Consider the following 15,348-nt stretch of genomic DNA (forward strand, 5'->3'; position numbering starts at 1 on the left):
CTTGTCTAAAATACACCCATCAATTTCCATCAGACTGCGTAAGGAAAAAAGACACATGCTTGAAGCCTTTTATGCCACAGAACGCGGAAGTCTGGAAGATGCCACCATCAATGGTGGATTTGATCTACATCCCGAATTAGTATGGCTTGATCTTATTGCACCCTCTCAAGAAGAACAACAATGGGTCTTAGATGCTTACAATCAGAACTTACCTACACTAAAGTCGTTAGAAGACATTTCATCTTCTGCTCGATTCTACCGTGATGATGACGGTATTTTGCATATCAGCACCTATTTTTTAACGAAAAATAAAAATTATCAGGTTGATGGGGATGCCGAAGATTCTTCCCATATGCTTGCCATGGTGCAGACTGTTGCATTCATCTTACATAAAGATCGCTTATTTACTTTACGTGGTGAAAAGTTAGTTGCCTTTCGTGCTTTTCGTGCTCGAGCTCGTCGTAATGACTACGAAATGGATTATAAAGATCCAACATGGATTTTATTGGGCTTACTTGAAGCAAAGCTAGATGAGCTTGCGGATATCTTGGAAGATATCCACAAGGATCTAGAAAAATACTCAACCGAGGTTCTCAATAACCATCAACGTGAACAGATTTTAGATCTTGATGACATGATTACCCGCTTGGCACAACAAGAAGACATGCTTGGAAAAGCACAGCTCTGTTTAATTGATTTGCGCCGTGTTTTAACGTTTTTGTCTCGTCCACGTGCTTTAGGCAGTCATATCTACGATGCAGATATTCGAGAACTTAGTGAAGATGTTCGCTCGCTTGTCGAACATGACGCTTTCTTATTCCAAAAAGTACGATTCTTGCTTGATACAACGTCAGGATTTATTAACACTGAACAAAACGATACGATCCGTCGATTCTCGATATTACCAAGTATGTTGGCACCACCTATGTTAATCGCCAGTATCTATGGTATGAACACTGATGTACTTCCTTTCGCACACGGTACAACCAGCTTTATTATCGTTTTATTAATTATTATTGGTTTCTTTATTGGACCTATCATTTATTTCCGCTGGAAAAAATGGATTTAAAGAGATTACCCCCGCAAATTTTGTATATAAAAAAGCACCTAAATTTAGGTGCTTTTTTATCTTTGCTCATCAAACCAAATGTAGGTCTTCTTGCAAATGGCAGGCTTGAATGATTTTCAGCATCTTCTCCGGTACATTTTTAAAATGTAATCCAGACTTTTGTGGAGTTTGACGTAGCCATTGCACTAAAACAGCCAAGGCTAACGTATTACCATGCTCAAGCTGCTTTAAATCAACAATTAAAGGAAAGCTTGTTTGCTTTTTAATAATTGCCAATCCAGCTTGGTATTGTTGTTCAGCATTTTCAAAATCAATTTTGCCTGAAACAACTAACTCTTGGTTAAGATACTGAACCACTCTTCACCTACTTATTTTTGTTTATTCTGATTAACAGCAGCATCTGCATCAGGTTGGAACGTAGCAATTGCTTTATTCAAATCACCGCCATTACGTTTCACAGTTGCAGCAAACTGGTTACGGAACTGCAATCCTAAATCAATACCAGAAACATTGATGTTACGGATTTTCCATTGTGAACCTTTGTCTGCCAACTGGAACGACACAGGAATTTTTTCACCATTGTGATTAAAATCTAAAGTCACAACAGGGTTTTTACCAGCTGTCGCCTTGTATGGACGCATCGTGTAAGTTTGGTTTGTATACTTAGCAAATGCACTACCGTAATTCTCAATTAATGTATTACGGAAGTTCGTTTCAAACTGAGCACGCTGTGCAGCAGTACTATATTGGTTTGTTGCATAAGTACCCATCACAATACGAGTAAACGCTTGTGAATCAACATACGGGTCTAAGTTTTGGCGTACAATTGTTTTTACTAATGCTGGGTTATTTTGCAATTTAGCATGATCGGCTTTTAAACGAGAAATCAAGCCATCAGCAACACGCTTAATAAAGTCAGGTGGTGCTTCTGAAGGTGCAGCAAAAGCTGTACCAGCAATCATAGTAGACAAAATACTTGCTGTAAGGGTTTGTTTAAACAACGTATTCACCTGGAACCACTCCTTCAAATAATCTCTTACTCAACAAATGACGGCTGTGCACTGCTGTCAGTACTTGCAGGAGCTTTTTCTTCTGCTGAGGATGAACCAGCGGCAACCTTACCTGCGCCACCACCAGTAATAAATTTACTAATAAGATCTTCTAGATCCATCGTTCCTTGGGTATTAGAAATAGTATCGCCACGTTTAAGGTAGTTTAGACCACCACCCGGTACGATTTTTAAATATTTCTCACCCAATAAACCATTGGTTGCAACCATTATATAAGCATCTTCATCAATACTTGTGATGGAGTTCATGTTACTGATCAGTTGCTGTTCCATTGTTTTTTGTTGCGCTGGAGTCGCTTGTGTATAATCAGAACTATAACGTAATTCGTCTAAAGCATTTTTTTGAACTTCTTTTAACTGTTCAGCATTAAAGCTTGTCAGTTTTCCATCAAGATCAAAAGTAACCGTAGCCAAACGTGTAACCGGATCAAGCGTGATTGAATCAACGCGGCCAATTGTTACACCGCTCATCGTCACTTTAGCACGAGGCTTTAAACCATTAACGTTATCAAACTGAGCTTTCATGGTGTAGCCATCGCTCAAGTTCGTGCCCACTAGACCACTCACTTTCATTGCTAAAAAGAATAAAGCAATACCGAAGATAATGACAAAGATACCTACGGCCAGCTCACTAGTACGTGATTTCATTAAATCCCTCCGAACATGACCGCAGTCAACACGAAATCAAAACCTAAAACACATAATGAAGAATATACAACCGTGCGGGTCATTGCCGTTGCAATGCCTTCAGGTGTCGGCTCACATGCATACCCTTGGAAAACAGCAATCCATGTACACAGCAAAGCAAATACAATGCTCTTAATAATGCCATTTACGACATCGTGGCCAAATTGAACATTATTTTGCATACCACTCCAAAAGGAGCCTTCATCAACGCCAAGAAAGTCAACTCCAACCAATTTACCGCCAACAATACCAATCGCAGCAAAAATAACGGTTAACATTGGCAAACTGACTATACCAGCCCAAAGACGTGGTGATACGATTTGCTTTAAAGGATCAACACCAATCATTTCCATACTGGCAAGCTGTTCACTTTGTTTCATCGAACCAATTTCAGCAGTCAATGCAGAACCTGCTCGTCCAGCGAAGAGCAAAGCTGCAACAACCGGTGCAAGCTCACGCAGTAAAGTTAAAGACACCATTGTGCCTAGCATTGATTCACTACCAACATTGACTAATATTGAGTAGCCTTGCAATCCGAGTACCAGACCAATAAATAAGCCTGATACCGTGATAATAAGTAAAGACATTACCCCTACACGATGCATTTGATAGACAAAACGTCCAAAACCGCCCGCTGAAGGTAATGAAAAAATAATCTGTAAGAGCATCAGTGCCGCAACACCAATCCCTCGAATCCGCTCAATAACGAGTCTACCTAACCAGGCAATCGTATTCATGGACGAACCTCGTTATCTAAATAAGCTTGGTGGCTAAACTGGTATTCAACCGGACCTTCTGCCGAGCCGGTTAAGAACTGTTTTACAAATGGAGAAGCATAAGCTTGTAATTCTTCTGGCGTTCCTTCCCCTTGAATCTTCCCTTCCGCTACAACATAAATGTAGTCAGCAATAGATAGGGTTTCAGGAACATCATGCGAAACAATAATCGTAGTTAGATCTAAAGCTTCTCGCAATGAACGAATGAGACGTGTTAAAACACCTTTCACAATCGGGTCTTGCCCCGCAAAAGGTTCGTCATACATAATTAAATCGGGATCAAGCGCAATTGCACGAGCTAAAGCGACCCTTCGGTTCATACCACCTGATAATTCAGTAGGCATAAGCTGTTCTGTTCCACGCAAGCCCACCGATTCAAGTTTTAAAGCGACCAGTTCTGCAATGAGATTTTCAGAAAGCTTAGTATGCGCACGAATTGGAAAAGCGACGTTTTCATAAACCGACATATCGGTAAATAAAGCTCCACTCTGGAACAGCATTCCCATACGCGCACGTGCTGCAAATAATTCCTGACGTGACATTTGAGCAATATCTTTACCATCAAGCAAAACTTCGCCCTGATCAGGAACAAGCTGTCCACCAATCAAGCGTAATAAAGTCGTTTTACCTGTACCAGATGGTCCCATAATGGCCGTGATCTGGCCTCGACGTATATTTAAACTAATATTGTCATAAATGACGCGTTCCCCTCGGTTAAAACTCAAGTTTTTCACTTCAATCAGTGATTGAGTCGAGAGAGGAGTTTTATTATTCATAATGGCAATCATTCCTGCACTTTTATGCCCGCATACTATAACACTGAATTTTGGGAATCTTGTTGTAATTTTGACAAAAGCAAAACAAGCTAATATAGGAATATGAGCTAGATTTTGAAAAGAAATTTATTGATCGAGAACTTGAAACTGGTCTACGAAATGGCCAGTTAATAAAGCATAGGCAAAGTAGATTCCATTGCACAAAGCAAGTGCAATAAAAAGATATGGCAAACCACGTTGAAATAAGAATTTACTCAACCACGCCAAAGGCGACTCTTTTCGCTTACTTTTACGCATTATTACAATAAACATTGAACTGTTTCACACTTTGTTATTTTATAACAAAACTAAAAAATAAAAAAGGCCAGTATGTAAACTGGCCTTTTTTTAAATCTCTTAAAGATTAACGGTCGAATTTACGACGGCGCTCACCACGAGATTCTTGATTAAAGTGTTCTTCGCGAACTGCGCGACGTGGACGTTCTTCACCACCAAAGCTACGTTTTGGACGATCACCAAAACCGCCTTCACGACGTGGACGATCTTCACCACCAAAGCTACGTTGTGGACGGTCACCGAAACCGTTTTCACGACGTGGTTTATAGTCTACGCGGTTACCACGATTGTCATCATTTGAATCAAAACGAGGCTTATCGTTAAAACCACCTTCACGGCGTGGACGATCTGAGTTGAACTCGCGACGCGGACGATCTTCACCACCGAAGCTACGTTTTGGACGGTCTTCAAAACCACCTTCACGACGTGGACGGTCTGAGTTGAACTCGCGACGTGGACGATCTTCACCACCGAAGCTACGACGTGGACGGTCTTCAAAACCACCTTCACGACGTGGACGATCTGAGTTGAACTCGCGACGTGGACGATCTTCGCCACCGAAAGCAGGACGCTCACCACGAGGCTTATCATCGAAGCTACGACGTGGACGATCATCACGACCACCTTCACGACGTTTGAAGTTACCTTCACCCTCGAAACGACGACCACCGCCGAAACCGCCACCACGACGACCATCACGGCCACCGTTACCACCACGACCACCTTCACGACGTGGACGAGCTGGAGGTGGAGATGGCTCTAAACCTTCAATTTCAGAAACATTTAAACGAGCTTCTAAGTAGTCTTCAAGCGCACGGATTTTACCGCGTTCACGATAAGTCGCTAAAGTAATCGCTTGACCTGTACGACCAGCACGACCTGTACGACCAATACGGTGTACATAATCTTCATGCTTCATTGGTAAGCCGAAGTTAATAACGTGTGAAATTGTTGGAACGTCAAGACCACGTGCAGCAACGTCAGTAGCAACTAAGATTTTCGCACGGCCTTCACGGATACTACGTAAACGACGGTTACGAACTGTTTGCGGCATTGCACCGTGAAGTGCAACAACTGAGTGACCTGCTTCTGCAAGTTCTTCAGCCAACATATCTGTATCTTCTTGTGTGCTCGCGAATACAACAGCTTGGTCAAGCGTTTCATCAGCCAACCAGTGAGTCAGAAGTTTCTTCTTGTGTTCGAAACCATCTGTCCAGTGTAAAGTTTGGGTGATGTCAGTATTGGTGCTGTGACCAGTTTCAATTGCAATACGCTCAGGTTCATTCATCATGCGCTCAGCAAGACGAATAATACGGTCAGCAAAAGTTGCAGAGAACATTAACGTTTGACCACGATTCGCAGCCAAGTCACTGATCGCTTCTAAGTCTTCAGAGAAACCAAGGTCTAACATACGGTCAGCTTCGTCCACGATTAAAGCATCAACTTTGTCTAGCTTTAATTGACGACGGTTAACTAAGTCTAATAAACGACCTGGAGTCGCAACTACAACTTGAGCACCTTTAAGCTGTTGAATTTGTTTACCAAAAGGCATACCACCCATAATTGCAGCAATACGAACACCTTTCATGTGACGTACAAAAGCAATTGCGTCTTGGCTAACTTGTTGAGCCAATTCACGTGTTGGGCATAAAACTAAAATGCTAGGCTGAGTCACTGCTTTCATACGTTCTTTGAACGGAACGAAAGTATCTTGACCTGCCAAATTATGTAATGTCGGTAATAAGAATGCAGCAGTTTTACCAGAACCAGTCTGGCTAGAAACAAGAAGGTCTTTACCTTCTAAAGCAGCAGGAATAGATTGTTCTTGCACAGGAGTTGGGTTAGTAAAACCTAAACCTTCAAGAGCTTGTTGTAAGGTTTCGTGCAAAGAAAATTCGGCAAAAGTTTTGCTCATAGAGAGTTCCACCCCAAAGGGTGCTCCATTTTTAATAAATACAAATAGACATCGGCAAAAGCGGCAAAGCAAATATTAGCTGAATCTTATTATTCAGCAGCAATCCGAGTAACGACGATGTGGACTAAACGCACGCTTGATTACGGCCGCAACCTGAAGAATCGCTGAGCGATTGGGGCGCAAGAAATGGTCCTCTCTATGGACAGCGTGCGCTTACAATGAATAGAACAGAATGTTCAGGTAATGAACGGAAATTTAAGTGCGTGGGCGGATTATAGCAGAAAGAATTTAAAAGTCATGTGTTTTAATCAACTTTCTCAGTATTTCTACTGTTATTTGTATTTTACCGACCATTAAAAAGTAAAACCCTCTATAAAAAGAGGGTCTTACTCAGAAATAATTTTTTAAATTATTTTGCAGCTTTGTCCCAAGCAGGAACTACAGTTTGCATTAATGTCTTTAACATTTTCAGTGAGCATGCAATCACTTGACCATTTTCAAGTGAATCATTACCACCACGTGCGTCAACCACAACACCACCAGCTTCCTTGATAATAAGCTCACCAGCAGCGATATCCCATGGTTTTAAACCAAGTTCAAAGAAACCATCAAAACGACCAGCAGCAACATAAGCTAAGTCTAAAGCAGCTGAACCACCACGACGGATTTGAGCACCCGCTTGAGTCACAGCTAATAATGAAGCAAAGTGCTGCTCTGCATAAGACACAATTTCACCAGCACGTTTAGCACGGTAAGGGTGACCTACTGCCAAGAATGTATTTTCTAGGCTGTCTTTTACATTTACGCGAATACGACGCTGGTTCATCACTGCACCACGGCCACGACTTGCAGAGAACAATTCGTCACGTACTGGATCGTAAATTACGCCGTGCTGAGTAACACCTTTGTGCTGAACAGCAATAGAAATACAGAAATGAGGGAAACCATTAATAAAGTTTTGCGTGCCATCAAGAGGGTCGATCACCCAGCACCAGTCTGCATCGTGGCCTTTGCCCTCTTGCAAACCGAACTCTTCACCTAAGAAGCTATGGTTTTTATAACTTTTACGTAATGTATCAATCGTCAATTGTTCTAAATAACGATCTACACGTGTTACAGGACCATCAATGCCTTTCTCTTCAACTTGCAAATCGAGCTTATGACGATTTTGATGCGCTTTTAAAAGCTCTTGACCAACTGTTTGAGCCGCACGCGCAGCCATCACCACCATAGGTTCCATTGAACACCCACTACAATACAAATTTGAAGATTTTGACAAAGAATAATGCATAAAAGCGTATCCATTTTAGCAAATGAATACGCTTTTTGGGAAAAAATGTTTCGAAAAATTTTATTGAGGTATTAAACCACCTGATTTACCTTAAGCCATGCTCGCTCAATCGAGTTCAAAATACCCTTAGCATCTAAACCACAATCTTGTAGCATTTGATTATGTGTCGCCTGATGCAAGAACGAGTCTGGTAGACCTAAATTAATGATAGGTTTAACAATTTGTTCTTGAGCCATAAACTCATTCACTGCACTACCCGCACCACCCATAATCGCGTGTTCTTCAACTGTCACGAATAAATGAGTATGCTCAGCCAAGTCTCGAATCATTTGTTCATCAAGCGGTTTTACGAAGCGCATATTTACAACACACACACTGACGTCATGTTTTTGAGCAAATTGCTCAGCTGCTTCCAGAGCAACCATGACACGACTACCAAATGCTAAAACCGTAATCTGCTCATCACTGTTTGCTTTAATTTCTGCAACAATTTCAGCTTTACCCAATTCAAGAACAGTCATCTCTTTTTGGATTTCGACGCCCACACCTGCACCACGTGGATAGCGTACCGCAGCCGGGCCATTATAGGCATAGGCCGTATGAAGCATTTGACGGCATTCATTTTCATCTTTCGGTGCCATGATCACCATATTAGGCACAGTACGCATATAGGCATAGTCATATGCACCTGCATGCGTTGGACCATCTTCACCAACCAAGCCTGCACGGTCAATACCAAAAGTCACGTCAAGATTTTGCAATGCGACATCATGAATAAGCTGATCGTAACCACGCTGCAGGAATGTTGAATAAATGGCGACAACAGGTTTTAGCCCTTCGCATGCCATTCCTGCTGCAAGTGTTACAGCATGCTGCTCTGCAATCGCGACATCGAAGAAACGCTGCGGAAATTGCTTAGCAAATTTAACCATGCCCGAGCCTTCACACATTGCAGGCGTGATCGCAAGCAAGCGCTCATCTTGTGCAGCTTCATCACACAACCACTCACCAAACACATCAGAGTATTTTGGTGGTGTTTTCCCGCCCGAAGCAGCATTAATTTTGCCAATCGCATGGTAAGTAATCGGATCTGCTTCAGCAGGAGCAAAGCCTTTACCTTTCTTGGTATAAACGTGAACTAAACGTGGACCTTTACGTTTTTTGAGCGCGTTGAACACCTGAACCAACTGAGTGACATCGTGTCCATCAAAAGGCCCGAAATAATCAAAACCAATTGCTTTAAATAAATTATCTGCCGCATCGGTTGCCGATTGGTGTAATCGAGAGTTATATGTCCATTTTGGGTGTGGCTGGATATAAGCTTCACCATGTTCATTGACATTAACTAAATGACCTTTTTCCCAAATTGCAGCTAAATGTTTGGCAAAGCCACCTGTACTGCAAGAAATCGACATATCGTTGTCATTGAGTACAACAATTAAATCTGCATCATGAGCAACAGCATCATTCATTGCTTCAAATGCCATGCCCGCAGTCATTGCACCATCACCCACAATACAAACGACTTCACATGGGTCTTTCTGATAGCGACGTGCCAAAGACATACCCAAACCAGCTGAAATAGCAGTTGAAGAATGCCCTACCCCAAAGGTATCAAAAACAGACTCTTCTCTGGCAGGGAAAGCAGCCAATCCATTTTTAGCGCGAATGGTCGTAATTTGTTCACGGCGTCCAGTCAGGATTTTATGTGGGTATGCTTGGTGTCCCACATCCCAAACTAAACGATCATTTGGTGTATTAAAGCAATAATGCAGCGCTACCGTCAGCTCAACCACGCCGAGGTTAGCACCGAAATGGCCACCACTCTGGCCTGCTGCATATAAAATATATTGACGCAACTCATCAGCCACTTGTAGTAATTGGCTATGCTCGAGCTGACGTAATTGTTGAGGATGATCAATCGCATCTAACAATGGCGTAACAGGGCGTTGAGTTGGAATTTCGGTATACAACATATGTGGCAAAGCCTTTATAAGCCTGGCAAATCCTAAGCTGGGTCAAAATGGGTCGATCATACAATCGAATGAAGTCACCTTCAATCAGCCACATTTGCGAACGAGATCATGCAAAGCAGTCTCTCATACAGTATGGGTATGGTTGGCAGATTATCCTGAATAATCTGACTATTTATCAACTATTATCGTCTTCTTTATACAAAAAAGAAAACCTTAGTGTGCAAAATGATTATGACAATTCGACCAATCTCCCAGCATTACGCTATACTTTAAACCGTTTTCGGTTAAAAGATGAGTTAATCTGTGCCTATAGAGTTCATTGCAACATCAAAACTCCCGACCGCTTTTGGTGAATTCAATATTTCTGTGTTTCAAGATCCCGTAACAGGTGAAGAACATGTGGCACTTTCCAAAGGGTTAGAAAATCCGCCAACGGGTCCTGTTTTGGTCCGCGTACATTCTGAATGCTTAACGGGTGATGCATTTGCATCATTGAAATGTGACTGTGGCCCACAACTACAAGCCACTCAGAAACTCATCAATGAAGCAGGACAAGGTGTAATTTTATACTTACGCCAAGAAGGACGCGGTATTGGTTTAACCAATAAAATTCGTGCTTATGCCCTGCAAGATCAGGGGCACGATACAGTAGATGCCAATTTACTACTGAATTTACCCGCCGATGCACGTCGTTACGATATGTGCAGCATTATGCTCGACCACTTAAAAGTGAAAGAAGTTAAATTAATTACCAATAATCCTTTGAAAATTCAGGCACTCAAAGATCAAGGTATTAATGTCGTAGACCGTGTACCTTTAACTGTCGGCCGTAACCCTTTTAATGAACAATATTTAAAAACCAAACGTGAAAGAATGGATCACCTTTACCAAAAAGATGATTTTTGATTTCGAGTCCAAAATTTAAAAATTATATTTAAGGGATTTTTTCAGGAATTAGAAAAAATCCCTTACTTTTTTTATGGATTTATGTTTTGATGTATCTAATCTATTTCGATCATCTTTGAGGGTCATTATGCAACATCCGACTTCAACAGATATTCAACGTGTCCGCGAATTTCTCCTCGATTTACAAGCCCGTATTTGTGCCGGTTTAGAACAACAAGAAAAAGCTGGTGGTGGGACAGCAGAATTTATCATTGATGATTGGGAGCGCCCTGAAGGCGGTGGCGGCCATTCACGTGTACTGCAAAATGGTACAGTGATTGAAAAAGGCGGCGTGATGTTTTCACATATCAACATTAGCAAACTTCCTGCTTCTGCAACAGAACGTCACCCTCAAATTGCAGGGGCAAAAGCTCAAGCGCTAGGTGTGTCTTTAGTCATTCACCCTAAAAACCCGAATATTCCAACCTCGCATGCGAATGTCCGCTTATTCGTTGCAGAACGTGAAGGTCAAGATCCGATTTGGTGGTTTGGTGGAGGTTTTGACTTAACGCCATTTTATCCAGATGATCAAGATGTTTTAAATTGGCACCAAGCCGCTTATGACCTGTGTAAGCCTTTTGGTGACAATGTTTATGCTGAACATAAAAAATGGTGCGATGACTATTTCTATTTAAAGCATCGCGATGAACAACGTGGTGTGGGCGGTTTATTCTTTGATGATTTAAATTGCTGGGATTTCGAAACCTGCTTTAAATATATTCAAGCAGTAGGTAATGGCTATTTAAATGCGATCTTGCCAATTTTCGAAAAACACCGCGAACAGCCTTATACCGAAGCTCAACGAGAGTTCCAGCTTTACCGCCGTGGCAGATATGTCGAATATAACTTGGTGTATGACCGCGGTACGTTGTTTGGATTACAAACAGGTGGCCGTATTGAGTCGATTTTAGTTAGCTTACCTAATCTAGCTGCATGGTCTTATCGCCCTGAATGGGATGAAGACTCTCCAGAGAAGCGTTTAACTGACTACTATTTAAAACCTCGTGATTGGTTAGGTTTAGAAGAAAAAGTCGCCTAATTTTTTGTTTTGGGGATTCTTTGGCTTCCACCCTAAAGAATCTCCTTTTTTGATTTCTATTTGCCTTCATTCAAATATTTTTTCTTGTGCTATTTTGACTTATAGTGAGGCCTGCTGAATATTCAGTGCAGGCTCTATCTGCTTCATGCCATTTTAAAATTTTGGATACAAGAATGACCAAACAGTTTGCAGTAATTGGCAATCCGATCGAACAATCACGCTCTCCTGAATTGCATCATGCTTTCGCTGAAAAAACAGGTGTTGATCTAAACTACCAAAAACGGCTTGCTCCTCTTGACGGTTTTGAATCGAGCATGCGAAGTTTCTTTGCAAAAGGCGGCAGTGGTATGAACGTTACTGTTCCTTTTAAAGAGCAAGCTTTTGCTTTATGTGATGTGTTAACCGAGCGTGCTCAAATTGCTAAAGCTGTAAATACCTTATGGATGGAAAATGGCAAATTGCATGGTGACAATACCGACGGCCAAGGCTTAGTTGCCGCAATTCAAGCTTTAGAATGGAATCTTGAAAATACAACTATTTTAATTTTAGGAGCTGGCGGCGCAACGCGTGGTGTTATTTATCCCCTTGTACAGGCTGGTGCCAAAAAAATCGTCATTGCAAACCGAACTTTAGCTCGTGCAGAACAACTTGTAGATGACTTAAAAACAGCAGTTCCACAAGCCCAATTACAAGCAATTTCCCTAAATGATTTAGAAGGCGATTTTGATATTGTGATTAATGCAACTTCGGCAAGTCTTTCAGGCGATGCTTTACAACTACCTGAAAAATTAAAATTTAAATATGCCTATGAAATGGCTTATGGCAAACCTTCTAGTTTCCTTGATCAAGCGAAACAGCGTAATGTGCCTTATGCGGAAGGTTTTGGCATGTTAGTAGGCCAAGCTATTGAAGCCTTCTCTATCTGGAATAATGTACGACCACAATTAAAAGATTTTCTATAAACCAAAAAAGAACCTACATATGTAGGTTCTTTTTTATCTTACTTATTATTTTCTAGCGGCAACCATTTGCTTATAAACCTCACGGAAAATTTCATAATCGATAAATTCATTATGTTCAGGTTTTAAGTTCTGAATTGTTTTTTCCGAAAGCTGTTTTTTACGAGCAGCCACATAAACATTCCCTAAAATATCAGCCGTTTCTGATAACAGATGCTTTTCTTCAGCAGAAACACCATTTTGTTTTTCAAACTCTAACTGATACTGTTTTGAGAAAAGTTGGGCTGGCTGTTTATATTGCTTCTGTAGCTTCTGCCAAGCTTCACGCCCTGTTTTACCTTGTATAGTTGTTAATACAATATGATCTACAGCACGTCCTAACTCGTGGTCAAACTGATCATCTTGTTCAAGATGATGTTTTTTCTGTAAAGCGGTAATACGCTCTAAGGCTTTTCCTTGAGGATTATATGTATCTTCATCAGAGAACCAGTAAGCATAAACCTCAGCAATTTCTTGGAGTTGTTGAACTGAATAATACTTAATATATGACGGTTTTTCGGCAGTCAATTTGGCAATAAATACTGCTTTATAAGTTTTATCATAAGCATGCGTTGCATCATAGGTTTTATCTGCAAGTACAGCCAGATTTGCATCTAAATCTTGTACATCACTATGTGTGGCCACAGGGTGCTCTGAAACATCACTTTGCCCAAGCTTTTCACTAAAACCTTTAATAAAGTTTTCCAGCATAGAACCTTTACTTGCTTCAGCCACAGATTTAGCTTGTTTAAGCTGCTGCTGATCAATTGAAGTCGCTTTCCCATAATTCAGAATTTGCATATCTGCTTTAATATTGAAGCGGTGCTTAAACTCAGCTGGCGTATAATCAACATCGTAATCCATATTGACTGCACGGCCTTTGTCATCTAAAGCCACATCAATTGTGATTGGGTTTCTTTGCTTCGGTAAAGCTTGTTCAATTTCATCCTTATGTTTTAACCAAAGAGCTTTGAATGCTTCATCATTAATAAACTGGTTTTGGTTATAAGCTTCAAAAGTTTGCTTTAAAGCGTCCTGACGAGACTTGATTTGCGCTTTTTGAATACTTGTATCACTCTGATCTAGAACATCAATACCGTAGATTTGGCAATAATTAATATCCCCTAAAGCGACCGGTTTTTTAAGTGATTTTAATTCAATACATTGATCTTCCGTCAGTGCAACTACCTCTTCATTTTCTGAAGTTTGCTCGGCCTCTGCTACAGCTACATCACTCGCCTCTTCACTAGAAGCAGACTCTATTTCCTCATCTTCAGAAGTAGAAGTATTGCCTAAATGAGCATTAACAAGGGAGTACAACTGTTGGCTAACAGCAGCGGCGTCATCAGAAGAAACCTTTTGTTCTTCTTTACCAGCAGTGCCTTTTTTCGCATCAGAAGCAGCAATCTCTGCGGCAAGCGTTTCAGCAAGTTTTTCCTCATCAAGACCTAAAACACTTTTTTGAAGATATTTTTCATTAACTTGCCCAAACAAATCTACTTCTAAAAGTAGTTGCTCAACCGTCGTCTTTAAACGAATTTTTTCAACCGCCCCTGCTTTACGATCAGCCTCAGTCAACGATACACGTTGTAGGTTTTGCGGTTCAGCTAATCGGTATGAAACAGCACTTGAAGCTTTAAGGTATTCAATAAATTTCTTCTTATCGACATTTTTAAAGAAGGCTTTATATTTTGAGAAATCAACATAAGCCAAATTATTTTGATTATCTTTATTAACCAAATATGGCATCAAACCAAAATAATTTATGTAAAACTTATAATTCTCAAGATCAAGCACCATTGGCAATTTTGCCTGAACTAAAAGTGTCGGTTTTTCATATCTAGCAGTTAAATTAAATGAACCCATTTTTTGACGATAATGTATCGAGCCGTCATAACTAAACTGAAGATCATTTAACAAATTAAATAATACGGTATTAATTTTTTCAGAACGTGCTGAGGAAGTCAGTCCCAAATCACCTTGTTCGTTTGCAATCGCCGTATATAAGGTTTGTTTCTGTGCTTTACTTAAGGCAACTTTTTGTTCACGTAAATATTGATCAACTTTCTTTTGTAATTCAGCATCTAGCTTAGCAGTATTCTCAGCTTTTACATTTTGCTTTATTTGTGAAGGATCAACGGTAATTTTAAAGTTTCCGCGATAATCATAACTTGGGTATTCATACATCGCATTAACACTTTGAATGGCTTTTTGCTCTAAACTCGCAGATGCCACCTGTGGACGCACGCCGTGTTGTGCACATGCCGTCAAGCCCAAACTAAATAAACATAAACTGAGATATTTTAAATGCATAACCTTTTTTAAAACCTTATCGCTTTATCTTTTTAACAAAACTTGCTAAAAATAAAAAAATTAGTTGTTTTTTCACATAAAAGTATAAGTCCCGACTTTAGCAGAAATTATAATTTCAGGTGTATTTATTTTCGACAAAATTCGCTTTTCTGACATTC

The 15,348-nt window shown here is 40.6% G+C and carries 14 protein-coding genes; 4 read left to right on the plus strand and 10 right to left on the minus strand.

The window, feature by feature from the left end:
• The first annotated feature begins 55 nt into the window (after positions 1-55).
• On the plus strand, positions 56-1,069 hold the full coding sequence (locus tag EG365_RS06095; protein WP_000888321.1) for a CorA family divalent cation transporter: 1,014 nt from the start codon (positions 56-58) through the stop codon (positions 1,067-1,069).
• Between the two features lie 69 nt (positions 1,070-1,138).
• Here EG365_RS06095 and EG365_RS06100 read toward each other — a convergent pair whose 3' ends face one another.
• The 9 genes from EG365_RS06100 to dxs form a co-directional block, all read right to left on the minus strand.
• Positions 1,139-1,426 (minus strand): STAS domain-containing protein, encoded by a 288-nt coding sequence (locus tag EG365_RS06100; RefSeq protein WP_000250997.1) that lies wholly within the window; start codon positions 1,424-1,426, stop codon positions 1,139-1,141.
• A gap of 11 nt (positions 1,427-1,437) precedes the next feature.
• Complete coding sequence (locus EG365_RS06105; protein ID WP_001093907.1) at positions 1,438-2,079, minus strand: MlaC/ttg2D family ABC transporter substrate-binding protein; 642 nt, start codon at positions 2,077-2,079, stop codon at positions 1,438-1,440.
• A 26-nt stretch (positions 2,080-2,105) separates the two neighbouring features.
• On the minus strand, positions 2,106-2,786 hold the full coding sequence (locus EG365_RS06110) for an outer membrane lipid asymmetry maintenance protein MlaD (protein WP_000842362.1): 681 nt from the start codon (positions 2,784-2,786) through the stop codon (positions 2,106-2,108).
• Complete coding sequence (mlaE, locus tag EG365_RS06115; protein ID WP_001091950.1) at positions 2,786-3,562, minus strand: lipid asymmetry maintenance ABC transporter permease subunit MlaE; 777 nt, start codon at positions 3,560-3,562, stop codon at positions 2,786-2,788. Before mlaE ends, EG365_RS06110 begins: the two co-directional genes overlap by 1 nt.
• Positions 3,559-4,377 (minus strand): ABC transporter ATP-binding protein, encoded by an 819-nt coding sequence (locus EG365_RS06120; protein ID WP_002019647.1) that lies wholly within the window; start codon positions 4,375-4,377, stop codon positions 3,559-3,561. The genes mlaE and EG365_RS06120 overlap by 4 nt, the downstream gene beginning before the upstream one ends.
• 126 nt (positions 4,378-4,503) lie before the next feature.
• Positions 4,504-4,689 carry a hypothetical protein gene (locus EG365_RS06125; RefSeq protein WP_000471151.1) on the minus strand — a complete coding sequence of 62 codons (186 nt, stop codon included), beginning with the start codon at positions 4,687-4,689 and terminating at the stop codon, positions 4,504-4,506.
• 91 nt (positions 4,690-4,780) lie between these two features.
• Entirely contained in the window at positions 4,781-6,628 is a 1,848-nt protein-coding gene (locus EG365_RS06130; RefSeq protein ID WP_000047402.1) for a DEAD/DEAH box helicase, read from the minus strand.
• 409 nt (positions 6,629-7,037) lie between these two features.
• Entirely contained in the window at positions 7,038-7,868 is an 831-nt protein-coding gene (locus EG365_RS06135; RefSeq protein WP_000433619.1) for an inositol monophosphatase family protein, read from the minus strand.
• 122 nt (positions 7,869-7,990) lie between these two features.
• Entirely contained in the window at positions 7,991-9,895 is a 1,905-nt protein-coding gene (gene dxs / locus EG365_RS06140; protein ID WP_000967375.1) for a 1-deoxy-D-xylulose-5-phosphate synthase, read from the minus strand.
• Positions 9,896-10,198: 303 nt separating this feature from the next.
• Here dxs and ribA point away from each other — a divergent pair, with 303 nt between their 5' ends.
• The 3 genes from ribA (at position 10,199) to aroE (ending at position 12,841) form a co-directional block, all read left to right on the plus strand.
• Positions 10,199-10,801, plus strand: a complete 603-nt coding sequence (gene ribA / locus EG365_RS06145; RefSeq protein ID WP_001121174.1) for a GTP cyclohydrolase II — start codon at positions 10,199-10,201, stop codon at positions 10,799-10,801.
• Positions 10,802-10,928: 127 nt separating this feature from the next.
• Positions 10,929-11,879, plus strand: coding sequence for an oxygen-dependent coproporphyrinogen oxidase (hemF, locus tag EG365_RS06150; RefSeq protein WP_001164613.1), 951 nt, complete (start codon positions 10,929-10,931; stop codon positions 11,877-11,879).
• 173 nt (positions 11,880-12,052) lie between these two features.
• Complete coding sequence (aroE, locus tag EG365_RS06155) at positions 12,053-12,841, plus strand: shikimate dehydrogenase (protein WP_000166019.1); 789 nt, start codon at positions 12,053-12,055, stop codon at positions 12,839-12,841.
• Between the two features lie 45 nt (positions 12,842-12,886).
• On the opposite strand, the gene EG365_RS06160 is transcribed toward aroE, so the two are convergent.
• Positions 12,887-15,190, minus strand: coding sequence for a hypothetical protein (locus EG365_RS06160; protein ID WP_000550355.1), 2,304 nt, complete (start codon positions 15,188-15,190; stop codon positions 12,887-12,889).
• Positions 15,191-15,348 lie beyond the last annotated feature (158 nt).

This window comes from Acinetobacter sp. FDAARGOS_494 (assembly GCF_003812225.1).
GTDB lineage: Bacteria > Pseudomonadota > Gammaproteobacteria > Pseudomonadales > Moraxellaceae > Acinetobacter > Acinetobacter baumannii.